A 24,685-nucleotide genomic window follows, 5' to 3' on the forward strand; every position below is an offset into this window, starting at 1 on the left:
ATCTTGACGGGCAACGAACCGGGCTTCGGCGTATACATCCATTGGCCCTTCTGCGCGGCCAAGTGCCCCTATTGCGACTTTAACAGCCATGTCCGCCACCAGCCAGTGGACCAGGAACGGTTCGCCCGCGCCTTCGAGACCGAGTTGGCGACGATGCGCCAGCGCACCGGCCCGCGCACGGTGACCAGCATCTTCCTCGGCGGCGGCACGCCCTCGCTGATGAATCCCGAGACGGTCGGCGCGGTGCTGGAAGCGGTGGCCAAGAACTGGACGGTGCCGGACGGTATCGAGATCACGCTCGAGGCCAACCCCTCCTCCGTCGAGGCCGAGCGTTTTCGCGGCTATCGCGCCGCCGGCGTCAATCGCGTGTCACTCGGCGTGCAGGCGCTGAACGATGCCGACCTGCGATTCCTCGGCCGGCTGCACAATGTCGAGGAAGCGCTACACGCCATCGAGCTCGCGCGCGAAACCTTCCCGCGCCTTTCCTTCGACCTCATCTATGCCCGGCCCGGCCAGACGCCCGATGCCTGGGCGGCCGAGCTCAAGCAGGCCATCGGCCATGCCGTGGATCACCTGTCGCTCTACCAATTGACCATCGAGGAAGGCACGCGCTTCCACACGCTCTATGCCGCGCACAAGTTCGAGCTGCCCGATGCGGATGCCTCGGCCGACCTCTATGCGGTCACGCAAGAGGTGACCGCCGCGCACGGCCTGCCCGCCTACGAGATTTCCAACCACGCCAGGCCCGGCGCCGAAAGCCGGCACAACCTGACCTACTGGCGCTATGGCGAATATGTCGGCGTCGGCCCCGGCGCGCATGGCCGCTTCGTGGAGGACGGGTCTCGCATAGTGACGATCGCCGAGAAAGTGCCGGAGACCTGGGCCGGGCTGGTGGAAGCCAACGGCCACGGCATCACCGGCGGCGAGACGCTGATCCGGTCGGAGGAAGCCGACGAGTTCCTGCTGATGGGGCTGAGGCTGGTCGAAGGCATCGACCTCGTGCGCTACGAGGCGCTATCCGGGCAGGCGCTGTCGACGGAACGTATCTCGATCCTGCAAGGCGAGGGGCTGGTCGAGCCTGTCGGCAATTCACGCCTTCGCGCCACGCCATCGGGCATGATCGTGCTCGATGCCGTGGTGGCCGATCTGGCGCGGTGAGAGGGCGGCTGCGGTGAAGAACGTTCTCTTCGTCTGCAGCCAGAACCGCCTGCGCAGCCCCACAGCCGAACAGGTGTTTTCCAGGCGCCGGGACATCGAAGTCGAGTCGGCCGGCACCAATCATGATGCCGAAAATCCGCTGACGCCGGAGCTTGTCGAATGGGCCGACATCATCTTCGTGATGGAGAAGATGCACCGCGCCAAGCTTCAGCAGAAATTCAGGAAGAGCCTGAAGAGCGCGCGGATCATCTGCCTGGACATACCGGACAACTACCAGTTCATGGACCCGGCGCTGGTTCAGCTTCTCGAAGAACGCGTTCCAAGATATCTCGGCACCTGAAAACCTCTGGAGGCACCGTCATGAATTCCGCTCTCGCGTCCTGGCAGTTCTGGGCGGTGTTGTCCGCCGCCTTTGCGGCGCTGACCGCCATCTTCGCCAAGGTGGGCGTGGAGAATGTGAATTCCGACTTCGCCACCCTCATCCGCACCATCGTCATCCTGATGGTGACGGCGGGCATCGTTGTCGCAACGGGCCAGGCGCAGGCGCTCGGCTCGATCTCGACCAAGACCTACAGCTTCCTCGTCCTGTCTGGGATGGCGACGGGCGCTTCGTGGCTGTGCTACTTCCGGGCGCTGAAGCTCGGGCAGGCCGCGCAGGTGGCGCCCATCGACAAGCTAAGCGTGGTTCTTGTCGCGGTGTTCGGCGTTGTTTTTCTTGGCGAGAGGCTGACCGGCGCGAACTGGCTTGGCGTCGCGCTGATTGCCGCCGGGGCGGTGCTGGTCGCCTATCACGCCTGACGAGCGCTCGGACGAGCTGCCCCTTTCCAGACGCGACACGAATACATCGAAGCGATTGGGCATTGTGCTTCCAGCCTTTTGACCGTGGTGCCGGAAGGTTCTCGCCGCAGCGAAACGCTTCCGACTCGGGTACATAGGTTTCGACCCGATTGCGGCAAATTTCGCGCAGCAAGGCGAAAGGTTTTTTGCAACGCGCCGCGCCCCATGCCAAACAGAACCACCCAGGAGATTAGCAGGCGTGACCACGGACGGCGGCAAGAAGAGTTTCATGATCGGGCAGACGGAAGTCGTCGCCCGGCCGTTGGAGGTGGCGCTTTACCTCGTCGCCACGCCCATCGGCAATCTCGGCGACATCACCCTGCGGGCCCTGGAAACGCTGGCCGGGGCGGATGTGCTGGCCTGCGAGGACACGCGCGTCACTCGCATTCTGCTCGACCGCTACGGCATCCGCCAGCGCCCCACCCCCTACCATGAGCACAATGCAACTGAGGCCGGTCCGCGCCTGATCGAGGCTCTGGAGGCTGGCAGGAGCGTGGCGCTGGTGTCGGACGCCGGCACGCCGCTCGTCTCCGACCCCGGCTATCGGCTGGTCGAGCAGGCGCAGGAGCATGGCATCCGCGTGGTGCCGATCCCCGGTCCGTCCGCCGTGCTGGCGGCACTGACAGCCTCGGGCCTGCCTTCGGACGCTTTCATGTTTGCCGGCTTCCTGCCGGTAAAGGACGGCCAGCGCCGCAGCCGGCTTTCCGAGCTCATCGCCGTGCCGGCCACACTGATCTTCTTCGAATCGCCGCGCCGGCTGGCCGACACGCTGGTCGCAATGGCCGAGGTCTATGGCGACCGGCCGGCCGCAATCGGCCGCGAGCTCACCAAGACCTTTGAAGAAATGCGCACCGGCACGCTGGCAGCACTTTCGGCCCATTATGCCGAGGCGCCGACGCCCAAGGGCGAGATTGTCATCTGCGTCGGGCCGCCGATTGCGCAGGTCGCAGAAGCCGAAGACGTCGACCGCCTGCTGCTTTCGCTTGCGACCGAAATGCCGGCCTCCAAGGCGGCGGCGGAAGCCGCACGCATGACCGGCGGACAAAAGTCCGCACTCTATCGCCGCCTGCTCGAACTTAAGGAAGGCGGCGGTGGCTGATACGCTGGCGCGACGCAAGGCCTACCGGCGCGGACACCGCGGCGAATGGCGTGCGGCACTCGCGCTGATGCTGAAGGGCTACCGCATCGTCGCGCGGCGCTACCGCACGAAACTCGGCGAAATCGACCTCATCGCCCGGCGCGGCGACCTGGTGCTGATCGTCGAGGTCAAGGCCCGTCGGACACTTGCCGAGGCCATGGAAGCGGTATCCTACGGCTCGGAGCGCCGCATCGAGGGCGCGGCCGACCTATGGCTTTCGCGCCAGCCCGACTACGACCGGCTATCAGTGCGCTTCGACCTTGTGGCGGTGCTGCCGCGCCGCTGGCCGGTGCATGTGGAGAATGCGTTTTACGGGCGGAACTGAGCATAGGTCTTTACCCCGACGGCCGATGCCCTTAACTGCGCTTTCCAAAGCCGGCTGCGAGGCGGGCAATCTCGTTGGGCGGCCGCATGGGCGCCAAGACTTACTGGAGAAAGCAATGTCCCTTCCCGACCGGCTGAGCATCGACCCGCGCAGCCCCTTCTTCGATGGCGAAACGCTGGAACGCGGCGTCGGCATCATGTTCAACGGACGCGAGCGCGAGGACGTCAGCGAATATTGCGTCAGCGAGGGCTGGATCCGCGTGCCGGCCGGCAAGTCCAAGGACCGCTTCGGCCAGCCGATCACCATCAAGCTCAAGGGCACGGTCGAGCCTTTTCCGAAGGCCTGAGCGTTAGACAACCCCTTCCGGTACTCCCCCTAGTAGGGAGAGCGGCGACGTCGCGTTTCAACGCCGCGTCACGCTCATCGGCAGGCCGCCTTGCGGCTGGGTGGTGAGCTTCTGAACCGGCCAAGGCTTGGTCTCGGCCACGGTGTCGAAGCGGAAGCGCGACAGCAGGATGGCGAGCGCGATGATCGCCTCCTGCATGGCAAAGCTGGCGCCGATGCAGACGCGCGGGCCGGCACCGAACGGCAAATACTGGTAGCGGTCGATCTTCTCGCGGTTGCCGGGGTGGAAGCGCGCCGGGATGAACGCCTCGGGCTGGTCCCACAGCTTGCGGTGGCGATGCACCGTCCACGGCATGACCAGCACCTGCGAGCCCTTGCGGATTTCCAGATCCTTGTAGCGGTCGGCCTCGATGGCCTCGCGATTGATCGAAGGCGCCGGCGGATAGAGCCGTAGCGCCTCCTCGAAGGCCGCGCGCGTCAGCGGCATCGCCTCCAGCCACTTGGTCGGATCGGGCTCGCGGGCCAGCACCGCGTCGATCTCGGCTTCGATCGGCGCGCGCTCCCACGGCGCCTCGGCCAGGCAATAGAGCGTCCAGCCGAGCGCACGAGCGGTGGTTTCGTGGCCGGCGCCGATGAAGGTGATGATGTTGTCCTCGATCTCGGCGCGCGTCAGCCCGTCCGGCCCCTCGGCGCGCAGAAGCAGGGTCAAAAAGTCCTCTGGCACGGCGTCCGCCTCGCGCGCCAGTCTGTCCTTGCGCATGGTCATCGTGTCGGACACGATTTTGCGGAAATAGGCCATCGTCTTGCGGCCGCGAATGCGCGTGATGCGCGGCAGCCAGTCGGGCGCGCGCAAGAGGTCCAGCGGGTCGACCCGGCCCATGGTCTCGAACAGATGGTCGACCTGGCGGCCAAAACTGCCTGCCTCACCCGCGATCTCGCCCGAAAACAGCGTTTCGGCGAGGATTTCATAGGTGAGCGTGGTCATGTCGCGGGCGATGTCGACCGTGCCGCTCTCGCCCTCGTAGCGCTCGACGAATTCCAGAGTGCGCTTCAGCATCGGCTGCGCGAAGCCGAAGATGTGGCGCGGCGTGAACACCGGCGCCATGGCCTTGCGCGAGCGCTTCCACACTTCGCCCTCGGCGGTCAGAAGCCCGTCGCGCAGGATCGGCCGCAGGATTTTCTGGCGCACCGCGGCCATCTTGTAATTCTTGGCGTTGTCCACCAGCACATGGCGGACCAGGCCGGGATCGTTGGCGATCACCAACGGTCCGCCGAAGCTCGACACCGAAATCCACGGCTCGTTGTAGGAGGGCTCGCCCCACAATTCGAGCGGGTTGCGATAGACGATGCGGATCATCTGCAGCATCGAGGGCGGCGTGCTGCGAGGCTTTGGCGCGGGCGGAATGAAGGGAGCGGGCGCGGTATCCATCGTGTCCTCCGTGCCGTCTATGTAAGCTTCCAAGGGAGCCCCGTCCACAGAAACGAAGACCGTTCCGCAAAGGGTGAACGCTACGTCACCGGCCAATTCGCCGGTTACCAAAAAGTGCTCGCTTGCCTTCTGGAGGCGTTAGGCGCATTTCCTCCCTAGGTTACTTTTGGTGACTAAAATCGCATAGGGATCATGACATTGACGCACAAGCTCCACATCATCATCGGCAGCACCCGGCCGGGCCGCGTCGGCCCCCTCTTCGCCAAGTGGTTCGCCGATGTTGCGCGCGAACACGGCAAGTTCGAACCGGTTGTCGTGGACATCGCAGAGTTCAACCTGCCGCTGTTCGACGAGCCGAAGCACCCGCGCCTGGGCCAGTATGAGAACGAGCACACCAAGCAGTGGTCGCAGACCATTTCCGAAGGCGACGCCTTCGTGTTCGTGACGCCGGAATACAACTATTTCATCCCGGCCCCGCTGGTGAACGCCATCACCTATCTGTCGACCGAATGGAACTACAAGCCCGCCGGCTTCCTAAGCTACGGCGGCGTTTCGGGCGGCCTGCGCGCCGTGGAATCGGCCAAGACGCTCATGAACACCGTCAAGATCGTGCCGATCCCGGAAGGCGTTCCGGTGCCGAACTATCCGCAGTTCCTGGCCGACGGCCAGTTCAAGCCGAACGACCTCATCGCCGCCGGCGCAAAGACCATGCTGGACGAGCTCGACCGCTGGACTGGTGCCCTCAAGGCGTTGCGCCCCGCCAAGCAGGCCGCTGCCGCCGCCTGACCCGCAGGCGTAGCCAGATAGAGCCAGTCCGGAAAATCGCCCCGCCTGCACCAGGCGGGGCGCGTCTACTGGCATGAGAGCCGGCTCAACGATCCGCTCATCCGGCTAGCCGGCGGAGTGCTGGCTGAAGTGGTGACCGCAAGGGGCGAGCTGCTGGGCGGAGTGCCCGTCCAGGCTTTCGCCACAAGCCTTCAAAACAGGCCAAAATCTGCCTGATTTCCCCCGCAAAATCCTTGTAAAACTTGGAAAAATGACCCGGAGAGCCTATATCTGAAAGATGAACAGGCGCGCGATTCGGGACGGTCTTGCGCGCCTGTCCCGCTACAGAGAGACGAAAGCACTTCATGAGCGATACGACCGACAACCTGGCTGGCGGGCCAGCCGAATACGGCGCCGACTCCATCAAGGTCCTCAAGGGGCTGGACGCGGTGCGCAAGCGGCCCGGCATGTATATTGGCGACACTGACGACGGTTCGGGCCTTCACCACATGGTCTACGAAGTGGTGGACAACGCCATTGACGAGGCGCTCGCAGGCCACGCCACGCTGGTCACCGTCACGCTCAATCCCGACGGCTCCTGCACCGTGACCGATAACGGCCGCGGCATTCCGACCGACATCCACCCCTCCGAGGGCGTGTCGGCGGCCGAGGTCATCATGACCCAGCTGCATGCCGGCGGTAAGTTCGACCAGAATTCCTACAAGGTCTCCGGTGGCCTGCACGGCGTGGGCGTGTCCGTCGTCAACGCGCTGTCGATCTGGCTCAAGTTGCGCATCCGCCGCAAGGGCCGCATCCACGAGATGAGCTTCACCCATGGCGCGGCCGACGCTCCGCTAAAGGAAGTGGGCGACGCCGGCGACGAGACTGGCACGGAAGTGTCGTTCCTGCCCTCGCCCGATACCTTCTCGATGGTCGAGTTCGACTACGGCACGCTCGAGCACCGTCTGCGCGAGCTCGCCTTCCTGAATTCGGGCGTGCGCATCGTGCTGACCGACAAGCGCCATGCCGACGTCAAGACCCAGGAACTGCTCTACGAAGGCGGCCTCGAAGCTTTCGTGAAATATCTCGACCGCGCCAAGAAACCGCTGATCCCCGCACCTATCGCCATCCGCGCCGAGCGCGACGGCATCACCGTGGAAGTGGCGATGTGGTGGAACGACAGCTACCACGAGAACGTGCTGTGCTTCACCAACAACATTCCGCAGCGCGACGGCGGCACCCACCTTGCCGGCTTCCGAGGCGCGCTGACGCGCCAGGTGACCGGCTATGGCGAGAGCTCGGGCCTGACCAAGAAGGAAAAGGTCTCGCTCGTCGGCGACGACTGCCGCGAAGGCCTGACGGCTGTTCTCTCGGTCAAGGTTCCCGACCCGAAATTCTCCTCGCAGACCAAGGACAAGCTCGTTTCCTCGGAAGTTCGGCCCGTGGTCGAAAACCTCGTCAACGAGGCGCTCGGCACGTGGCTCGAAGAACATCCGAGCGAAGGCAAGGCCGTCGTCGAAAAAGTGATCCAGGCCGCCGCCGCGCGCGAAGCCGCGCGCAAGGCGCGCGACATCACGCGCAAGAGCACGCTCGGCGTCACCTCGCTGCCCGGCAAGCTTGCCGACTGCCAGGAGCGCGATCCGGCCAAGTCGGAACTGTTCATCGTCGAGGGTGACTCCGCAGGCGGCTCGGCCAAGAGCGGCCGCTCGCGTCAGAACCAGGCCATCCTGCCGCTGCGCGGCAAGATCCTGAACGTGGAGCGCGTGCGTTTCGATCGCATGCTGTCGTCCGACATGATCGGCACACTGATCACCGCACTCGGCACGTCCATCGGCAAGGACGAGACCAACGGTTTCAACGCCGACAAGCTGCGCTACCACAAGATCATCATTATGACCGACGCCGACGTCGACGGCGCCCACATCCGCACGCTCCTGCTCACCTTCTTCTTCCGGCAGATGCCGGAGCTGATCGAGCGCGGGCACCTCTACATCGCGCAGCCGCCGCTCTATAAGGTCACGCGCGGCAAGAGCTCGCAGTACCTCAAGGACGAGGGCGCGTTCGAGGAGTATCTGGTCAACACCGGCCTCGACGAAGCCTCGCTGACGCTTGGCTCGGGCGAGGTACGGACCGGCCAGGACCTGCGCGCCGTCATCGACGACGCGCTTGCCGTGCGCAGCCTGCTGAACGGCCTGCACACGCGCTATTCACGACCCATCGTGGAGCAGGCGGCGATCGCCGGCGCGCTGAACCCGGCTATCCTCGAGGATCTCGACCGCGCCAACGCCATGGCCGAAACCATCGCCCAGCGGCTGGACGCCATAGCGGAAGAAACCGAGCGCGGATGGCACGGCCGCACCGCGATCTCCAGCGACGGTCCCGGCGGCTATGTCTTCGAGCGCACCGTGCGCGGCGTGAGGGAAGCGGCCGTGCTCGACACGGGGCTACTGAACTCGGCCGATGCGCGCGCGCTGGATCGCTACGCCGGTCGCCTCGGGGATATCTATGGCCAGCCGCCGACGTTGCGCCGCAAGGAAACCTCGGAGGTGATTTCCGGGCCGACGCGGCTTCTGGAAACCGTATTCGCCACTGGCCGCAGGGGCCTGACCATGCAGCGCTACAAAGGCCTCGGCGAAATGAATGCCGAGCAGCTTTGGGAAACCACGCTGGATCCGAACGTGCGCTCGCTGCTGCAGGTCAAGGTTACCGATGCCACCGACGCCGACAGCCTGTTCTCGCGCCTGATGGGCGACGAGGTCGAGCCGCGCCGCGAGTTCATCCAAGACAACGCGCTTTCGGTGGCGAACCTGGACGTGTAACGCGCGTCAATCACCACAGCATTGAAATAACAACGGCCCGGAAATCGGCATTTCGATTTCCGGGCCGGTTTGTTTTGGCTTGCCTTTGGCTAAGCCTTCTTGGCTCAGGCCAGGCCTTCCTCGCGTAGCGCCTGCTGCACGGCCGGGCGGGCGGCCACGGTGCCGATGAAGCGCTGGATATTGGCGAAGGGCGACAGGTCGAAGCCGATATGGCGAGCCCAGCCGAGAACGGTCCACAGATAGGCGTCGGCGGCGCTAAAAGCCTCGCCCATCAGATAGGAACGGCCCTCGAGCTTCTGGTCGACATAGGCAAGGCGCTTGTTGAGATGCGCGCGGTTCGTCTCTTTGGTCGCCTCGGGCGTGTCGGGCTTGAAGAACGGACCGAAGGCCTTGTGCAGTTCGGTCGAAACGAAAGCCAGCCACTGCTGCACGCGGTAGCGCGCCATTTCGCCTGCCTTGGGCATCAGCCCGCTTTCGGGCTTCTGGTCGGCAAGGTACTGCACCAGCACCGACGCCTCGGTCATCAGTTCGCCGTCGGCCAGCACCAACGCCGGCACATAGCCATTGGGATTGGTGGCGAGGAAGTCCTGCTCGGTTTCGGTCTTCTTGGTCTTGCCGTTGACCTTGATGAGCTCGACGTCCAGGCCGGCTTCATTGGCAACGATGTGCGGGGCCAGCGAGCAGGCGCCGGGCATGTAAAAAAGTTTCATTTGGAAAGATACTCCGAATGGATTGGCATGCCCCTGTTGCACGCGCATGAGGCGCGGCCAAGGCCGCATTCGATAAACAATGAGTGTTCGGATGCGAAACGGCGCCGGCGCGGAATGCTCGCCGTCGGCCGGTCAGACCGTGATGGTCTTCAGGCGTTCGGCAATGACTTCGGCCAGCCGCGCGGCGACCTCGTCCTTGCTCATGTCCGGCCATTCCTCGATGCCGGCCTTGGAGACGATCTTCACCCGGTTGCGGTCGCCGCCCATGGCGCCGCCGGCCGCGGAGACATCGTTGGCGACGATGAAATCCGCACCCTTCTTCTTCAGCTTGGCCTCGGCGTTGGCGACGACGTTCTGCGTCTCGGCCGCAAAGCCGACCACGAGATAGGGGCGGTTCTTGGCGTGGCCGATTGTGGCGAGAATGTCGGGGTTCTCGACCATCTGCAAAGCCGGAGGCCCCTCGCCCGCCACCTTCTTGATCTTTTCATCGGCCGAATTGGCGGTGCGCCAATCGGCGACGGCAGCAACGAAGACCGCAGCATCGGCCGGCAGCAGGCTTTCCACCGCATCTTGCATTTGGCGCGCGCTTTCGACATGGGTCGTGTGGACGCCGGCCGGATCGGGAATGGTGACCGGGCCGGACACGAGCTGCACGTCGGCGCCGAGCCGAGCGAGAGCGGCCGCGATCGCATGCCCCTGCTTGCCCGACGAGCGGTTGGCGATATAGCGCACCGGGTCGATCGGCTCATGCGTGGGGCCGGAGGTGACGATGATCCTGCGGCCGGTCAACGGCTTCGGCCGCGTGTCGAATTTTGCCTCGATGGCTGCGACGATCTCCAGCGGCTCGGCCATGCGCCCCTCGCCGGCCTCGCCGCTCTCGGCCATCTCGCCCTTGTTGGGGCCGACGAAAGCGACGCTGTCTTTCACAAGCGTCGTATGGTTGCGCCGTGTCGCCGGATGCGACCACATTTTCGGGTTCATCGCCGGCGCTATCAGCACCGGCTTGTCGGTAGCGAGAAGCACGGCGGAGGCAAGATCATTGGCCAGGCCGTTGGCGAGCTTGGCCATCAGGTCTGCGGTGGCAGGCGCCACCACGATCAGGTCGGCCTCACGCGACAGGCGGATATGGCCGACATCCTGCTCGTCCTGGCGGTCGAAAAGATCGGTGAAGACATGGTCGGCAATGAGCGCGCCGACCGCAAGCGGCGTGACGAACTGCTGCGCGGCCTCGGTCATGACGCAGCGCACCGAAGCGCCACGTTCGCGCAGGCGGCGAATAAGGTCGAGCGACTTGTAGGCCGCGATGCCGCCGCCGATGATGAGCAGAATGCGCTTGCCCGAGAGTGTCATGCCTTGCCGCCCTTATGCCGGCTTCAGCGCCGGCTCGATATCGGTATGGACGAAATCGTCGCCCTTGAAAAGCAGCGGCAGATTGCGGGTCTTGGCAAGGGCATAGGAACCGGTCGCCCAAATCGTCTACAGCAGCTTCCAGCCGATCCAGATCAAGGTCAGCGCGATCACCCAAAGGGCGATGCGGCCGGAACGGGTGTTGCGCGCTTCGGCCTCGCCGATCGCCTTGGCCGTCGCCTTGTCGAAGCGCAGGCCGTGCTCGGCCATGGCGTCGATCTCGCGCGAGAGGCGCTCGGTGCGGGCGGCAAGCTCGGGCGCCTGGCGGGCCAGCGACACCAGCGCATGCAAACCGTCGCGCGCATCGCTCAGCATGCCCCGGGGCCCCAGATTGTCGGCGATCCAGCCGCCCACCACGGGCTCCGATGTCTTCCACATGTTGAAATGCGGATCGAGCGTGCGGGCCACGCCCTCCACCACCACCATGGTCTTTTGCAACAGGATCAGCTCGGGGCGCGCCTGCATGTCGAACAGCTCTGTCACTTCGAACAACAAGGTCAGCAGCTTGGCCATGGAGATGGTCTCGGCCGGCTGGCCATGGATCGGCTCGCCGATGGCGCGGATGGCCTGGGCGAAGGCCGCCACATTGTGCTTGCGCGGCACATAGCCGGCCTCGAAATGCACCTCGGCTACCCGCACATAGTTGCGCGTGATGAAGCCATAGAGGATCTCCGCCAGGAAGTGGCGTTCCTTCTTGCCGAGCCGGCCGGAGATGCCGAGATCGACGGCCACGATAGTGCCGTCGGCTTCGACGAACAGGTTGCCCGGATGCATGTCGGCATGGAAGAAGCCGTCGCGTAGCGTGTGGCGCAGGAAGGACTGGATCAGGTTGGAGGCGATCAGCGGCAGGTCATAGCCGGCAGCGCGCAGCCCTTCGACATCGCTCATCTTGATGCCGTCGACCCACTCCATCGTCAGCACGTCGCGGCCGGTGCGCTCCCAGTCGACGTCGGGCACGCGGAAGCCGGGGTCGTCGCGCGTGTTTTCCCGGATCTCGGACAGCGCCGCCGCCTCGAGCCGCAAATCCATCTCGATGCGGGTGGTCTGCGCCAGCGTCTCGGTCACCTCGACCGGCTTCAGCCGCCGGGTGGAGGGCATGTAGCGTTCCTGCAGCCGGGCCGCGAGGAAGAAGCTTTCCAGATCGTTCTGGAAGGCCTTGCGCACGCCCGGCCGGATCACCTTTACGGCAACCTTGGACGGACCGACGTCGCGCTCGACCTCGGCGACATGGACCTGCGCGATGGATGCGGCGGCGACCGGCGAGCCCAGTTCGATGAAAAGATCGTTGACGGGACGTCCCAGCGAGCTCTCGATGGCATGCACCGCCTGCGCCCTGGGGAAGGTGTGCATGCGATCCTGCAGCAGCGCCAGATCGACGGCGATGTCGTTGCCGACAACGTCGGGGCGCGTCGCCAAAAACTGGCCGAGCTTGACATAGGAGGGTCCCAGCCGCGCCACCGCGCCGGCCAGTCGCTCCGAACGCTGGCGCCGGCGGGCGCCGCCGCGCGTCAAAAGCTTGGCGATGCGCCAGCCGAATTTCGGCAGGCCGGTCATGTCCTCGCCCGGCAAAGCCGCGACGACGCCCTCACGCGTCAGAATCCATCCAGCCCGGACAAGCCGGAAAGCGGCACCTGCAGAACTCATGCGAAGCCGCCCGTCACAGCTTCCAGCCGGAATGCAGGGCGGCGATGCCGCCGGAGTAGTTCCGGTATGAGACCCGGTCGAAGCCGGCCCGCGAGATCATCGCGGCGAAGTTCGACTGGTTGGGAAATTTGCGGATCGATTCGACCAGATAGCTGTAGGGCTCGCCGTCGCCGGTCACGAGTTGGCCGATGCGCGGGATGGCGTTGAACGACCAGCTTTCATAGACCTTGTCGAGTATAGGCATCTCGACTTCGGAGAACTCGAGGCAGAGGAAACGCCCGCCGGGCTTCAGCACGCGATAGGCCTCCGACAGCGCCTTGTCGATGCGCGGCACGTTGCGGATGCCGAAGGCGATCGTATAGGCGTCAAAGGTCTCGTCGGGGAAAGGCAGTTCCTCGGCATTGGCCTCGACGAACTCGGTGTTCGCCGACAGGCCGCGCTTTTCGGCGCGCTCCTTGCCTACGGCCAGCATCGAGCCGTTGATGTCGAGCACGGTGGCATGCGCCTGCCGGTTCGAGGCCTCGACGATTCGGAAGGAAATGTCGCCGGTGCCGCCGGCCACGTCCAGCACGCGCCAGCCGGGCCGCTTGGGCGGATTGAGCCAGGCCACCATCGCATCTTTCCACAGGCGATGCAGGCCAGCCGACATAAGGTCGTTCATCAGGTCGTAGCGGCCGGCAACGCGGTGGAAAACCTCGTTGACCAGTCCCTGCTTCTCGTCCTGCCCTACGCTTTTGAAGCCGTAGGAGGTCTCCATGCCGCCGGCCACAGTGGTCCGTTGCTCTGACATTTTTTCCGATCCGCCATAAATCCGGCGGGACCATAGCCGATCAGAATGGGCGACGCTATTGTTTAAGGCGCGGTGAAGAGCCGCGCTTTTCGGGGACAGACTTTGCGAGGGAGACCAGATGCCTTTGAAAGCGGAATTGCACTGCCACATCGAGGGTGCGGCAGCGCCTGAGCTGGTGCTGAAACAGGCCGCCAAATATGGCAAGGATGTCTCCCACATCATCCGCGACGGCTCGTTTGTCTGGCACGATTTCACCAGCTTCCTCGCGGCCTATGACGTGGCGTCCGACCTGTTCCGTACGGAAGACGACTACGCCAGGCTTTCCGAGCACTACCTGACCAGCCTGGCGCGCGACGGCGCGATCTATTCCGAGGTCTTCACCTCGCCCGACCACGCCATCAAGGCCGGACTGTCGCCGCAGGCCTACACGGAAGCGCTCGGCGAAGGCATGCTGCGCGCCCGCGACAAGACCGGCATCGAGGGCCGCATGATCGTGACCGGCGTGCGCCATGTCGGCGTCGAATCGATCGAGGCGGCCGCGCGCTTTGCGGCCAAGTGCGACCATCCGCTGGTCACCGGCTTCGGCGTTGCCGGCGACGAGCGCCAGGGAGACATGGAAGATTATGTGCGCGCCTTCGAGATCGCGCGCGAAGCGGGGCTAGGCATCACCGTTCATGCCGGCGAGTTTGGCGGCTGGGAAAGCGTCAAGGCCGCGCTCGACCACATCCGCCCCTCGCGCATCGGTCACGGCGTGCGCGCTATTGAGAACCCGGACCTCGTCAAGCGCATCGCCGACGAGGGCGTGGTGCTGGAGTGCTGCCCCGGCTCCAACATCGCGCTCAAAGTGTTCGACGATTTTGCCAGCCACCCCTTCCTGAAGTTGCAGGAGGCCGGGTGCAAGGTGACGCTCAATTCCGACGACCCGCCCTATTTCTGGACGACGCTGAAGCGCGAATACGATATCGCCGCGACGCATTTCGGCATGAGCGACAAGGCGCTTTCAGCGGTGACTCGCACAGCGATCGAAGCCGCCTTTGTGGACCGCAAGACCAAGGCGGCGCTATTATCGCGTCTTGACGCGCCAAAACGCTGAAAATGGGCACAAAGCTGTGGGCTGGCGCGGGGCAGGCGGTTTCACCGGCTGCCCGCAACCGCTAATGTTGCGGCCACAGCAGAACCTTCAGGAGAGATTTCAATGGGCGTCACAGTCGTCGACCATCCGCTTGTGCAGCACAAGCTCACCATCATGCGCGACAAGGAAACGTCCACGGCGAGCTTCCGGCGGCTGCTGCGCGAAATCTCGCTGCTGCTCGGCTACGAGGTGACGCGCGACCTGGAGCTCACCACCAAATCCATCGAGACGCCCATCGAGACCATGGAAGCGCCGATCCTCGAGGGCAAGAAGCTAGTCTTCGCCTCGGTTTTGCGCGCCGGCAACGGGCTTCTGGAAGGTCTGCTCGATCTGGTGCCGGCCGCGCGCGTTGCCCATATCGGCCTCTACCGCGACCACGAGACGCTCGAAGCTGTGGAGTATTTCTTCAAGGCGCCGAGCGACCTCGCCGACCGCCTGATCATCGTCGTCGACCCGATGCTGGCCACCGCCAATTCGGCCATCGCGGCCATCGACAAGCTGAAGGAGCGCGGCGCCACCAACATGCGCTATCTGTGCCTGCTGGCAGCACCCGAAGGCATCGACCGCTTCACCAAGGCCCATCCGGACGTGCCGGTCTTCACCGCGGCAATCGACCGCCAGCTCAACGAGAAGGGCTACATCATCCCCGGTCTCGGCGACGCGGGCGACCGTCTCTACGGCACAAAATAAGCCAGAGCGACGGGCATTCTGATGAATGCTTTTCCGCCGCTCTAGCCGTTTTCTTAGCCGCATTTGTGCGACGCCAGACGATTCCGTCTGGCTGCAAAATGCTCTAGGCCGTTTTACCGGCGATTAAGGACACGCGCCGAAATCCTTGCGAAACGCCACGGGAACGTCGTGGCGTTAAAGGCCCCGATACCATGCAGGCCTAAGTTCACCCTAATAAAAAGAACAGGGCGGCACATGCTACGCAAGTTGATCATCTTCTCCGTCTGCGCGGGAACCTCTGCGTCGTTCCCGGCGCTTTATCAGTCGAACCAGGAAGTGTTCCAGCGCATGCTGGTCTCCTTCCTGGGCAGCGACAAAATGACGACGGCATCCGTTTCGGCCATGCCGGCGTCGTTGCGTCCGAACGACACGAGCGGCCGCAAGGTGCGGCTGGCGGCCGACCAGCGCGGCCACTTCACCGCCGAGTTCACGATGAACGGGCGCCGGGTCGATGCCATGATCGACACCGGAGCGACAGTCGTGGCGATCAACCGCTCGACGGCGCGGCGCATCGGCATTTCGCCGGCACAGATGGACTTTTCCGAGCAGGTCGATACCGCCAATGGCATGGCGCGCGCCGCACTCGTGACCATCGACCGGCTGCAGATCGGCCAGGTCTCCCTCGACGATGTGCAGGCGGTGGTGATGGACGACAAGGCGCTGTCGGGCACGCTGGTCGGCATGAGCTTCCTCAACCGGCTCGGCAAGTACCAGGTCGAAAACGGCACGCTGGTGATGGTGCAGTAGCGCCGCTGCCTGCCCCGGAGTGCTTCGCGGCTGGATACCTATCCGGCCGCGCCGGCATCTTCGGAGCGGAAATGGCTGGGTGGCGCGCCGATGACGCGCTTGAAGGCCCGGCTGAAGGCCGCTTCCGATTCATAGCCGAGCCGCGTGGCGACGACCGCGATCTTGGCCCGGTCGCGGACGAGCCACTGCCGCGCCTGATGCATGCGCACCTGGGTGACGTATTTCAGCGGCGGCTGCCCGACGATCGTTGCAAAGCGCTCGGCAAAACCCGAGCGCGAGGCGCCCATCATGCGGGCCAGGACCTCCACCGTCCAGTCGCGGTTCGGCTCGAGATGAATGGCGGCCAGCACCCGGCCGATATCCTTGTCTCGCACGGCGGCGATCCAGCCAGTGGAATCACCGCATCCCCGCTCCACCCATAGGCGAATGACGGTGGCGGCCAGCACGTCGGCAAGACGAGCGAGGATGCCCCCCGCTCCCATCCGATCCATGGTGACCTCGCGCGCCATCGCATCCAGCAAGGCTGGAATTGCCGGCTCGTAAGCGTCGAGCCCATGGGTCAGCATCACGTCCGGCATCATGCCAAGCAGCGGGTGCAGGCTGTCGAGATTGAAATACATGCTGCCGCTGAAAAGCAGCGTACCCGGCCGGCAGCCTTCCTTCGGCCGACTGTCATCCGACACGCAGTAGATGTTCTTGCAGAGCTCAGTGACTGAATAGCCGGTGATCGGAGTTGCCTTGACGCCGGGCGCGCTCGCCAGCACATGGGCGGCACCGCGCGGCAGCAAGACCGCATCGCCGGCATTGAGCTCCACCCACTCGCCCGAAGGCTGCTTCAGCCAGCAGCCCTTCCTGCCGACGAAGTGGAAGCGCGCGCCCGCCTGCGCTGGAAATTCGGTGCCCCAGGGCTCCTTCATTTCGCAACGGCCGTATTCCACGCCGTCTAGGCGCAGGCCGCGCAATATGTCCGTCAGCGGGTCGCCGGTGATTGGAAGTTTGGACGATCGGTCAAGCATAATGGCGTTTCTAACATGGAAACTCCATATCGTCACGCCCATTTTCCGCTCCCAATCATTCGGAGAGCCCATCATGACCGAACCCGCAACAGGCGCCATCGACGCCGCATTTCTCGACCAGGCGCAGCCAGAGGAACGAACAGACCCCGCATGGGCCGCCGTGCTTTCCATGGCGCTAGGGGTCTTCGGACTGGTAACGGCGGAGTTCCTGCCGGCCAGCCTGCTCACACCACTGGCGCAGGATCTCGGCGTGACCGAAGGCGCGGCCGGACAGGCTGTGACGGCCACTGCCGTGGTGGCAGCGATTGCCGCGCCCACGCTTGCGATCGCCACCAGGCGCATCGACCGCAGGCATGTGTTGTGGGGCCTGACGCTGATGCTGATCCTGTCCAACGTGCTGGCAGCAATCGCCTGGTCGCTGCCGGTGCTGCTGCTGGCGCGCGTTGTGCTGGGCATCGGGCTCGGCGGCTTCTGGTCGATGTCGGCGGCGATCACCATGCGGCTTGTGCCCAGCCACGTGCTGCCGCGCGCCATGTCGATCGTCCTCACCGGCGTTTCGCTCGCCACTGTCTGCGCCGCGCCGATCGGCGCCTATGTGGGCGACCTGTGGGGCTGGCGCAGCACATTCATGCTTGCCGGCGTCATCGGCGTCGTCACGCTTTTGGTGCAGCTGGTGAGCGTGCCCAGCCTACCACCGGTCAACGTATCGAGCTTCCGCAGCCTGCTGGACGTTGCCCGCAACCCGCTGATCCGGCTCGGGCTCGTCCTGATCCTGCTGCTGGCTTCCGGCCACTTTGCCGGCTTCACCTATGTCCGCGCTTTCCTTGAACAGGTTCCGGCGCTCAGCATCGAAACGATCTCGCTCGTGCTGCTCGCTTTCGGCGTAGGTGGCTTCTTCGGCAATCTCGCCGGCGGCCTGCTGGCCGAGCGCAGCCTCAAGACTGCCGTATGCCTGGCTCCGCTGGTGATTGGCGCGACCGCGCTGTCGCTGCTCGTTCTGGGCGCGTCGCCAACCGCCGCGGCCATCTCGGTCGCGCTGTGGGGCTTTGCCTTCGGCGCGGTGCCGGTCAGCGTACAGACCTGGATGGTCCGTGCTGCACCCGATCAGGCCGAAAGCGCGGGCGGGTTGATGGTGGCAACCTTCCAGGTGGCTATCGCGGCGGGCGCGGTGTTCGGCGGGCTTCTGGTGGACAATGCCGGCGTTGCCAGCGCATTCGCCTATTGCAGCCTCGTCGCCTTCCTGGCTGCCGCGGTGATGTTCTTCCGCGCACCCGCCATCAGGGCCTGAAACGGCACGGCGCGGCGGTTGAAAAACCGCCGCGCCGATTTTTTTCTCCGGCCGGGCGCGAAAGCCAGGGCTTAAGTCAACTGCGCGGGCCGATGCGCCGGACCACCGCCTTGTTCGGGGTCGGCCTCGCATCGCCCAGCGTGTAAGCGGCGAGCACCGCTGCCGCTGCGCGCTCGGCATCCGCTTCGCCGCGTGCATGCACCAGCGCCAGCGCTTCGCCGGTTTTGACCTCGGTGCCGACCGGCAACAACCGGGTGATGCCGACCGTGTGGTCGACGCCGTCTTCCGGCTTGATGCGGCCACCGCCCAGCGCCACCACCGCCATGCCGACGTCGCGAGTCTCGATATTCGACACGAAGCCGTCGCGCGGCGCCTTCACGGCAAATTCCAGCTTGGCCTTGGGCAGATAGGACGCGCACTTCTCGACGAAATCCGACGGCCCACCGAGCACGGCCACCATGCGCGAAAACACTTCGGCCGCTGCGCCGCTGTCCAGCACCTGCCGCGCACGCCGCTCGCCTTCCTGGTTGGAAGCGGCGATGCCGGCCTGCTGCAGCATCTCGGCGGCCAGCGCCAGTGTGACCTGCTCCAGCCGGCGGTCGCGATGATGGCCGGTGAGGAAATCGACGGCGTTCTGCACTTCCACGGCATTGCCGGCGGCAGAGGCCAGCGGCTCGTCCATGCTGGTGATCAGCGCCGAGGTGGGCAAGCCCGCGCCATTCGCCACCTCGACCAGGCTGGTCGCGAGCGCTGTGGCATCGCGGCTCTTGGCCATGAAGGCGCCATTGCCGACCTTGACGTCGAGCACCAGCGACTGCAGCCCTGCCGCCAGCTTCTTCGACAGGATCGAAGCGGTGATGAGCGGAACGGATTCGACGGTCGCCGTCACGTCGCGGATCGAATAGAGCCGCTTGTCGGCCGGTGCGAGGTTCGCCGTCTGGCCGATGATGGCGCAGCCCGTCTTCAGCACGGCATCGCGGAACAGGCCGTTATCCGGCTGGCTGACATAGCCGGGGATGGAATCCATCTTGTCCAGCGTGCCGCCGGTGTGGCCAAGGCCGCGGCCCGAAATCATCGGCACATAGGTCCCGCAGGCCGCCACGATGGGCGCCAGCATCAGAGAGACGTTGTCGCCGACGCCTCCGGTGGAATGCTTGTCGGTGACCGGGCCGGGCAGGTCTGACCAGTCGAGGACGTCTCCGGAGTCACGCATGGCAAGCGTCAGCGGCACCGCCTCGTCGCGGCTCATGCCGTTGAAGAAGACAGCCATGGCAAGTGCTGCCACCTGGCCCTCGGACACCGCGCCCGAGGTCAGCCCCTGGACAAAACCGGCAATCTCGTCGGCGGAGAGCGGCTTGCCGTCGCGCTTGCGGCGGATGATTTCCTGCGGAAGCAGGCTGCTTCCCCTCGCTGCGCCGCTACTCATCCAAAAACCCCTCGCGGAACATGGTCTTCAGCACCGTGGCCAGACGGGCGCCGCCGATGGGCGCCATGTCCTTGGTCTCTTCGTGTGAGAGCTCGGCTCCGGTCATGCCGGCGGCCAGATTGGTGATGACCGAGCAGGCCGCGACCTTGAGGCCGAAGAAGCGCGCCAGGATGACCTCCGGCACGGTCGACATGCCGACCGCATTGGCGCCCAGGATGCGCACCATGCGGATTTCGGCCGGCGTCTCGAAGCTGGGGCCCGAGAACCACATGTAGACGCCCCGATGCAGCTTGATATCGGCGGTCGCCGCGGCGCGCTTCAGCGCAGCGCGCAGGCCGGGGTCATAGGCGCCGGTCATGCCGACGAAGCGGCGGTCGCTCGGCTCGCCGAACAGCGGATTGGTGCCGGAGAAATTGATGTGGTCCTCGATCAGCATCACCGAGCCGGGCAGCATGTCGGCGTCGACCGAACCGGCAGCATTGGTGAGCAGCAGATGCGTGATGCCGATGCCGGCCAGTGTCTCGATGACCGGCCGCATGGCGGCGGCATTGCCGTGCTCATAGTAGTGCGCACGGCCGGCCAGCATCAGCACCGACACACCGGCGAAATGGCCCGCAACGATCTCGCCGGCATGGCCGGTGACACCGCTGACCGGGAAGCCCGGCAGGTCGGCATAGGAGATGCGGACCGGCTTTTCGACCTCGTTGACGAGGCCGCCGAGACCCGAGCCGAGCACGAGCGCGACGCGCGGCGCGAGCCCGCCCAGCCGCTCGACGAGATGATCGATCGCTTCCTTCATTTCAGCGTACTGCCTTCGAAACCGTAGGGCAGCATCTGCCCCATCGTCACCGTCTCGACCACGCCGGTCTGGTCGCAGAGAAAGAGTTTTGTGTCAGCGCCGGCGAATTCGGCCAGGCGCTGGCGGCAGCCGCCGCAGGGCGTGATGCGGTCCATGCGTTCGGCAACGACAGCGATCTCGGCGATCTTGCCGCCCCCGCCCATGATGTAGTGGCCGAGTGCGGTGGTTTCGGCGCACCAGCCCTCGGGATAGGACGCCACCTCGATGTTGCAGCCGGAGAAGACGCGACCATCCTCGGTGAGCAGTGCGGCCCCCACCGGGAATTTCGAATAGGGCGCATGGGCCTTGGCCATGGCCTGCCTGGCGGCAAGAAATAGGTCGTGAGACATGGTTTTATCCCCTCTCCGTCTCGGCCCGCTCGACGCCTCTCCCCACTTCATGAGGGGAGAGGCTACGCTTTTGTGAGCCTAAATCACCGTTCCTTCACATAGGGCACGCCGCCGGCGCGCGGCGGAATGGCCTTGCCGATGAAGCCGGCGAGAAGGATGACGGTGAGGATGTAAGGCAGCGCCTGCATGAGCTGCACCGGCACCTTGCCGATCATCGGCCACGGCATGCCCTGGAAGCGGATGGAAGCGGCTTCGAGGAAGCCGAACAGCAGGCAGGCGAACATGGCCGGCACCGGCTTCCACTTGGCGAAGATCAGCGCGGCGAGCGCGATAAAGCCCTTGCCGGCGGTCATGTCCTTCACGAAGCCGGCATTCTGCGCCACCGACAGATAGGCGCCGGCAATGCCGGTCAGCACGCCTGTGCACAGCACCGCGCGATAGCGCAGCCAGGTCACCGAGATGCCCGCCGTATCCACCGCCGCCGGGTTTTCGCCCACGGCGCGCAGGCGCAGTCCGAAGCGCGTGCGGAACAGCACCCACCAGGTGAACGGCACCATGAGGAAGGCGACATAGACCAGCAGCGAATGGCCGGAGATGATCTGTGAATAGATCGGGCCGATCACCGGCACGTCCTTCACCGCATCCACCCCCGGCAGCGTGATGGCCTGGAAGCGGGCGTCGCCGCTGAGCGACGGCGTGCGGCCGCCCTGCTGGAACCAGGCCTGGCCGAGGATGATGGTGGAGCCGGCGGCGATGAAGTTGATCGCCACGCCCGACACGATCTGGTTGCCACGATGGGTGATCGAGGCAAAGCCGTGCACCAACCCGAAGCAGACCGCCGTCAGCACGGCCGCAGCAAGCCCGACCCAGGCCGAGCCGGTGACGGCTGCGGCCGAAGCGCCGGCAAAGGCGCCGGCCAGCATCTTGCCTTCGAGGCCGATGTCGAAAATACCCGCGCGCTCCGAATAGAGGCCGGCAAGGCAGGCAAGCAGCAGCGGCACTGAGACGCGGATCGTGGCGCCGATGAGCTGAACGAGAACGTCGACGAGCTCCATCAGGCGCCCTCCCCCTTGACCACGGTAACGCCGACCGAACGCGGGCTGACGCTGGCGAACAGCGTCTGGATCGTTGGGCGGAACATATGCTCCAGCGCGCCGGCAAACAGGATGACCAGGCCCTGGATGATGACGATCATGTCGCGCGAGATGGCAGGCATGTCGAAGGCGAGCTCGGCACCGCCCTGGTAGAGCACGCCGAACAGGATGGCCGCCGGCACGATGCCGGCCGGATGTGAGCGCCCCATCAGCGCCACCGCGATGCCGACGAAGCCCGCGCCGGTGACGAAATCAAGCTGCACGCGGTGCTGGTCGCCCATGATCGGGTTCAGCGCCATCATGCCGGCCAGCGCGCCCGAGATCATCATGGTGATGATGATGATGCGCGTTTCGGAAATGCCGGCATAGCGCGCCGCCTTGGGGCTGAAGCCGTAGGTGCGCATCTCGTAGCCGAGCTTGGTGCGCCAGATCAGCACCCAGACCAGGAAGGCCATGACGAGCGCCAGCAGGAACGAGATGTTGAGCGGCGCCGAGCGTACGGTCATGCCGAACATTTCGAGCAGCCAGCCGAGCTTGGGCAGCTGCGCGCCGGGCAGGAAGTCGCGGGTCTGCGGCGCCATCGAGCTTGCGGGCTTCAGCACGTCCACCAGGAGATAGACCATCGCGCTGGCGGCGATGAAGTTGAACATGATGGTGGTGATGACGATGTGCGAGCCGCGCTTGGCCAGGAGATAGGCCGGGACCAGCGCCCACAGCGCACCCACCGCGGCCGCGGCGAGGATCGCCAGCGGGAAGGTCGCCCACCAGGGCAGCACGCTGTCGCAGGCCAGGCACACCAGCGCGACACCGAGGCCGGCGATATAGGCCTGCCCCTCGCCGCCGATGTTGAACAGGCCGCAATGGAAGGCCACGGCAACCGCAAGGCCGGTGAAGATGAAGTTGGTGGCGTAGAACAGCGTGTAGGCGATGTTCTGGCCGTTGCCGAAGGCGCCCTGCACCAGAATCTCGGCCGCGCGCAGCGGGTTTTCGCCCACCAGCATGACGACGAAGCCGGCGACGACGAACGCCACGGCAAGATTGATCATCGGGATCAGACCGTAGTCCGCCCAGCGGGGCAGTTTTGCGTAGGGCGTGCTCACTCTGCGGCCTCCTTGCGTTCGACGCCGGCCATCAGCAGGCCAAGTTCGCCCTCGGTTGCGTCAGGCCCGCGCTCGCCGACGACACGGCCGGCGAACATCACCAGGATGCGGTCGGAGAGCGAGCGGATCTCGTCAAGCTCGACCGAGATCAGCAGTACGGCCTTGCCCTGGTCGCGCATGGCGATGAGGCGCTTGTGGATGAATTCGATGGCGCCGACATCGACGCCGCGCGTCGGCTGGCCGACGATGAGGACGCCCGGGTCCTGCTCGATCTCGCGCGCCAGCACGATCTTCTGCTGGTTGCCGCCGGAGAAATTGGCGGTCTTGAGGCGGCAGTCGTTGGGGCGGATGTCGTATTTCTGGATCTTGTCCCGTGCATCGTTGCGGATCGCTTCGATGTTCAGGAACGGGCCGTTCAGATATTTCGGCTGATCGTGATAGCCGAGGATCGAGTTCTCGTTCTCCTCGAAGGCCAGCACCAGGCCGACATGGTGGCGGTCTTCCGGCACATGGGCCAGGCCCCGGTCGCGCAGCTCGCCCGGATCGACAATGCCGGTGACGTCGATCGGCTGTCCGTCGAGCGTGACTGTGCCCGAGACCGCGCGGCGCGTGCCGGCGATAGCCTCGATCAGCTCCGACTGGCCGTTGCCCGCGACGCCGGCGATGCCGACGATCTCGCCGGCGCGCACGTCGATGGAGACGTTGTCGACCATGGTGACGCCGCGCGAGTCCTTCACCGTCAGGTTCTTCACCGACAGCTTTACCGCGCCCGGCTTGGCCTCGCCCTTTTCGACGCGCAACAGGACGCGGCGGCCGACCATCAGCTCGGCCAGCTCCTCGACCGTGGTTTCGGCGGTCTTGCGGGTGGCGACCATCGTGCCCTGGCGCATGACCGAAACGGTGTCGGTGATGGCCATGATCTCGCGCAGCTTGTGCGTGATCAGCACCACCGTCTTGCCCTGCTCCTTGAGCTGCTGGAGGATGCGGAACAGGTGATCGGCCTCGGCCGGCGTCAGCACGCCGGTGGGCTCGTCGAGGATTAGGATTTCGGCGCCGCGATAGAGCGCCTTGAGGATTTCCACGCGCTGCTGGAGGCCCACCGGCAGTTCCTCGATGATCGCATCGGGATCGACCTCCAGGCCGTATTCGCGCTCCAGCCGGCGCAGCTCCGAGCGCGCCTTGGAAATGGAGTTGGTGAGCAGCGCCTCGCCCTCGGCGCCGAGCATGACGTTTTCGAGCACGGTGAAGTTCTCGACCAGCATGAAGTGCTGGTGCACCATGCCGATGCCGACCGCGATGGCGTCGTTGGACGAACGGATCGCCGTAGGCTTGCCGCCCACGCGGATCTCGCCGCTGTCGGCCTGGTAGAAGCCGTACAGGATCGACATCAGGGTCGATTTGCCGGCCCCGTTTTCGCCGATGATGCCGTGGATTGTTCCCGGAGCGATCTCAAGATTGATATCGCGATTGGCGCGAACGGCACCAAAACTCTTATTGATGCCGATCAGCTCGATTGCAGCTTCCGCCATGCGACGGTCCACCTCTCATTATTTATTTTTTATCATTTGGTCAAAAGCTAGCATGGCGCTTGACCTCTG

The 24,685-nt window shown here is 65.1% G+C and carries 24 protein-coding genes and 1 pseudogene; 12 read left to right on the forward strand and 13 right to left on the reverse strand.

Translation table 11 applies throughout. From position 1 onward, the window contains the following. Positions 1-3 precede the first annotated feature (3 nt). The 6 genes from hemW (at position 4) to M2281_RS06080 (ending at position 3,804) form a co-directional block, all read left to right on the forward strand. Positions 4-1,158 (forward strand): radical SAM family heme chaperone HemW, encoded by a 1,155-nt coding sequence (gene hemW, locus M2281_RS06055; protein WP_280820178.1) that lies wholly within the window; start codon positions 4-6, stop codon positions 1,156-1,158. Between the two features lie 13 nt (positions 1,159-1,171). Beyond that, on the forward strand, positions 1,172-1,498 hold the full coding sequence (locus M2281_RS06060; RefSeq protein WP_280820179.1) for a low molecular weight protein tyrosine phosphatase family protein: 327 nt from the start codon (positions 1,172-1,174) through the stop codon (positions 1,496-1,498). A 20-nt stretch (positions 1,499-1,518) separates the two neighbouring features. Then, positions 1,519-1,956, forward strand: coding sequence for an EamA family transporter (locus M2281_RS06065; protein WP_280820180.1), 438 nt, complete (start codon positions 1,519-1,521; stop codon positions 1,954-1,956). Between the two features lie 268 nt (positions 1,957-2,224). Continuing rightward, positions 2,225-3,094, forward strand: a complete 870-nt coding sequence (gene rsmI, locus M2281_RS06070; protein ID WP_425537706.1) for a 16S rRNA (cytidine(1402)-2'-O)-methyltransferase — start codon at positions 2,225-2,227, stop codon at positions 3,092-3,094. Beyond that, on the forward strand, positions 3,087-3,458 hold the full coding sequence (locus tag M2281_RS06075) for a YraN family protein (RefSeq protein WP_280820182.1): 372 nt from the start codon (positions 3,087-3,089) through the stop codon (positions 3,456-3,458). The genes rsmI and M2281_RS06075 overlap by 8 nt, the downstream gene beginning before the upstream one ends. Positions 3,459-3,573: 115 nt before the next feature. Further along, positions 3,574-3,804 carry a DUF3297 family protein gene (locus M2281_RS06080; protein ID WP_280820183.1) on the forward strand — a complete coding sequence of 77 codons (231 nt, stop codon included), beginning with the start codon at positions 3,574-3,576 and terminating at the stop codon, positions 3,802-3,804. A 57-nt stretch (positions 3,805-3,861) separates the two neighbouring features. Here the strand turns inward: M2281_RS06080 and M2281_RS06085 are convergent, their stop codons facing one another. Then, positions 3,862-5,232 carry a cytochrome P450 gene (locus M2281_RS06085; protein ID WP_280820184.1) on the reverse strand — a complete coding sequence of 457 codons (1,371 nt, stop codon included), beginning with the start codon at positions 5,230-5,232 and terminating at the stop codon, positions 3,862-3,864. A 198-nt stretch (positions 5,233-5,430) separates the two neighbouring features. Between M2281_RS06085 and M2281_RS06090 the strand changes: the two genes are divergently transcribed. Both M2281_RS06090 and gyrB read left to right on the forward strand, forming a co-directional pair. After that, positions 5,431-6,018, forward strand: coding sequence for an NADPH-dependent FMN reductase (locus tag M2281_RS06090; RefSeq protein WP_280821134.1), 588 nt, complete (start codon positions 5,431-5,433; stop codon positions 6,016-6,018). 344 nt (positions 6,019-6,362) lie between these two features. Continuing rightward, positions 6,363-8,816, forward strand: coding sequence for a DNA topoisomerase (ATP-hydrolyzing) subunit B (gyrB, locus tag M2281_RS06095; RefSeq protein ID WP_280820185.1), 2,454 nt, complete (start codon positions 6,363-6,365; stop codon positions 8,814-8,816). A 104-nt stretch (positions 8,817-8,920) separates the two neighbouring features. Here the strand turns inward: gyrB and gstA are convergent, their stop codons facing one another. The 5 genes and pseudogenes from gstA to ubiE form a co-directional block, all read right to left on the reverse strand. Then, the gene (gstA, locus tag M2281_RS06100; RefSeq protein WP_280820186.1) at positions 8,921-9,526 is read right to left on the reverse strand and encodes a glutathione transferase GstA; all 606 of its coding nucleotides are present in this window, start codon (positions 9,524-9,526) and stop codon (positions 8,921-8,923) included. Positions 9,527-9,658: 132 nt separating this feature from the next. Beyond that, positions 9,659-10,876, reverse strand: coding sequence for a bifunctional phosphopantothenoylcysteine decarboxylase/phosphopantothenate--cysteine ligase CoaBC (gene coaBC, locus M2281_RS06105; protein ID WP_280820187.1), 1,218 nt, complete (start codon positions 10,874-10,876; stop codon positions 9,659-9,661). Positions 10,877-10,888: 12 nt separating this feature from the next. Next, positions 10,889-10,984, reverse strand: a pseudogene (locus M2281_RS06110) (type II toxin-antitoxin system VapC family toxin); the annotation flags it as partial. Between the two features lie 18 nt (positions 10,985-11,002). Beyond that, positions 11,003-12,577 carry a 2-polyprenylphenol 6-hydroxylase gene (gene ubiB / locus M2281_RS06115; RefSeq protein ID WP_280820188.1) on the reverse strand — a complete coding sequence of 525 codons (1,575 nt, stop codon included), beginning with the start codon at positions 12,575-12,577 and terminating at the stop codon, positions 11,003-11,005. A gap of 13 nt (positions 12,578-12,590) precedes the next feature. Further along, positions 12,591-13,367 carry a bifunctional demethylmenaquinone methyltransferase/2-methoxy-6-polyprenyl-1,4-benzoquinol methylase UbiE gene (gene ubiE / locus M2281_RS06120; RefSeq protein WP_280820189.1) on the reverse strand — a complete coding sequence of 259 codons (777 nt, stop codon included), beginning with the start codon at positions 13,365-13,367 and terminating at the stop codon, positions 12,591-12,593. Positions 13,368-13,485: 118 nt separating this feature from the next. Here ubiE and M2281_RS06125 point away from each other — a divergent pair, with 118 nt between their 5' ends. From M2281_RS06125 to M2281_RS06135, 3 genes are all read left to right on the forward strand, one after another. Continuing rightward, entirely contained in the window at positions 13,486-14,460 is a 975-nt protein-coding gene (locus M2281_RS06125) for an adenosine deaminase (protein WP_280820190.1), read from the forward strand. A gap of 102 nt (positions 14,461-14,562) precedes the next feature. After that, positions 14,563-15,189, forward strand: a complete 627-nt coding sequence (upp, locus tag M2281_RS06130; RefSeq protein WP_280820191.1) for a uracil phosphoribosyltransferase — start codon at positions 14,563-14,565, stop codon at positions 15,187-15,189. Between the two features lie 234 nt (positions 15,190-15,423). Further along, the gene (locus M2281_RS06135) at positions 15,424-15,975 is read left to right on the forward strand and encodes a TIGR02281 family clan AA aspartic protease (protein WP_280820192.1); all 552 of its coding nucleotides are present in this window, start codon (positions 15,424-15,426) and stop codon (positions 15,973-15,975) included. A gap of 38 nt (positions 15,976-16,013) precedes the next feature. On the opposite strand, the gene M2281_RS06140 is transcribed toward M2281_RS06135, so the two are convergent. Further along, the gene (locus M2281_RS06140) at positions 16,014-16,991 is read right to left on the reverse strand and encodes an AraC family transcriptional regulator (RefSeq protein WP_280820193.1); all 978 of its coding nucleotides are present in this window, start codon (positions 16,989-16,991) and stop codon (positions 16,014-16,016) included. Positions 16,992-17,064: 73 nt separating this feature from the next. Between M2281_RS06140 and M2281_RS06145 the strand changes: the two genes are divergently transcribed. Beyond that, positions 17,065-18,279, forward strand: a complete 1,215-nt coding sequence (locus M2281_RS06145; RefSeq protein ID WP_280820194.1) for an MFS transporter — start codon at positions 17,065-17,067, stop codon at positions 18,277-18,279. A gap of 76 nt (positions 18,280-18,355) precedes the next feature. Here M2281_RS06145 and deoA read toward each other — a convergent pair whose 3' ends face one another. The 6 genes from deoA to M2281_RS06175 form a co-directional block, all read right to left on the reverse strand. After that, the gene (gene deoA / locus M2281_RS06150) at positions 18,356-19,675 is read right to left on the reverse strand and encodes a thymidine phosphorylase (protein ID WP_280821135.1); all 1,320 of its coding nucleotides are present in this window, start codon (positions 19,673-19,675) and stop codon (positions 18,356-18,358) included. Positions 19,676-19,697: 22 nt separating this feature from the next. Then, positions 19,698-20,504 carry a purine-nucleoside phosphorylase gene (locus M2281_RS06155; RefSeq protein WP_280820195.1) on the reverse strand — a complete coding sequence of 269 codons (807 nt, stop codon included), beginning with the start codon at positions 20,502-20,504 and terminating at the stop codon, positions 19,698-19,700. Continuing rightward, positions 20,501-20,893: a cytidine deaminase gene (gene cdd, locus M2281_RS06160; RefSeq protein ID WP_280820196.1), complete on the reverse strand. Its 393-nt coding sequence runs from the start codon at positions 20,891-20,893 to the stop codon at positions 20,501-20,503. Before cdd ends, M2281_RS06155 begins: the two co-directional genes overlap by 4 nt. A gap of 83 nt (positions 20,894-20,976) precedes the next feature. Then, positions 20,977-21,948, reverse strand: a complete 972-nt coding sequence (locus M2281_RS06165) for an ABC transporter permease (protein WP_280820197.1) — start codon at positions 21,946-21,948, stop codon at positions 20,977-20,979. Beyond that, positions 21,948-23,087, reverse strand: coding sequence for an ABC transporter permease (locus M2281_RS06170; RefSeq protein ID WP_280820198.1), 1,140 nt, complete (start codon positions 23,085-23,087; stop codon positions 21,948-21,950). Before M2281_RS06170 ends, M2281_RS06165 begins: the two co-directional genes overlap by 1 nt. Continuing rightward, positions 23,084-24,616, reverse strand: a complete 1,533-nt coding sequence (locus M2281_RS06175; protein ID WP_280820199.1) for an ABC transporter ATP-binding protein — start codon at positions 24,614-24,616, stop codon at positions 23,084-23,086. The genes M2281_RS06170 and M2281_RS06175 overlap by 4 nt, the downstream gene beginning before the upstream one ends. Positions 24,617-24,685 lie beyond the last annotated feature (69 nt).

It is taken from the genome of Pseudaminobacter soli (ex Li et al. 2025) (assembly GCF_029892515.1).
Classification (GTDB): domain Bacteria; phylum Pseudomonadota; class Alphaproteobacteria; order Rhizobiales; family Rhizobiaceae; genus Pseudaminobacter; species Pseudaminobacter soli_A.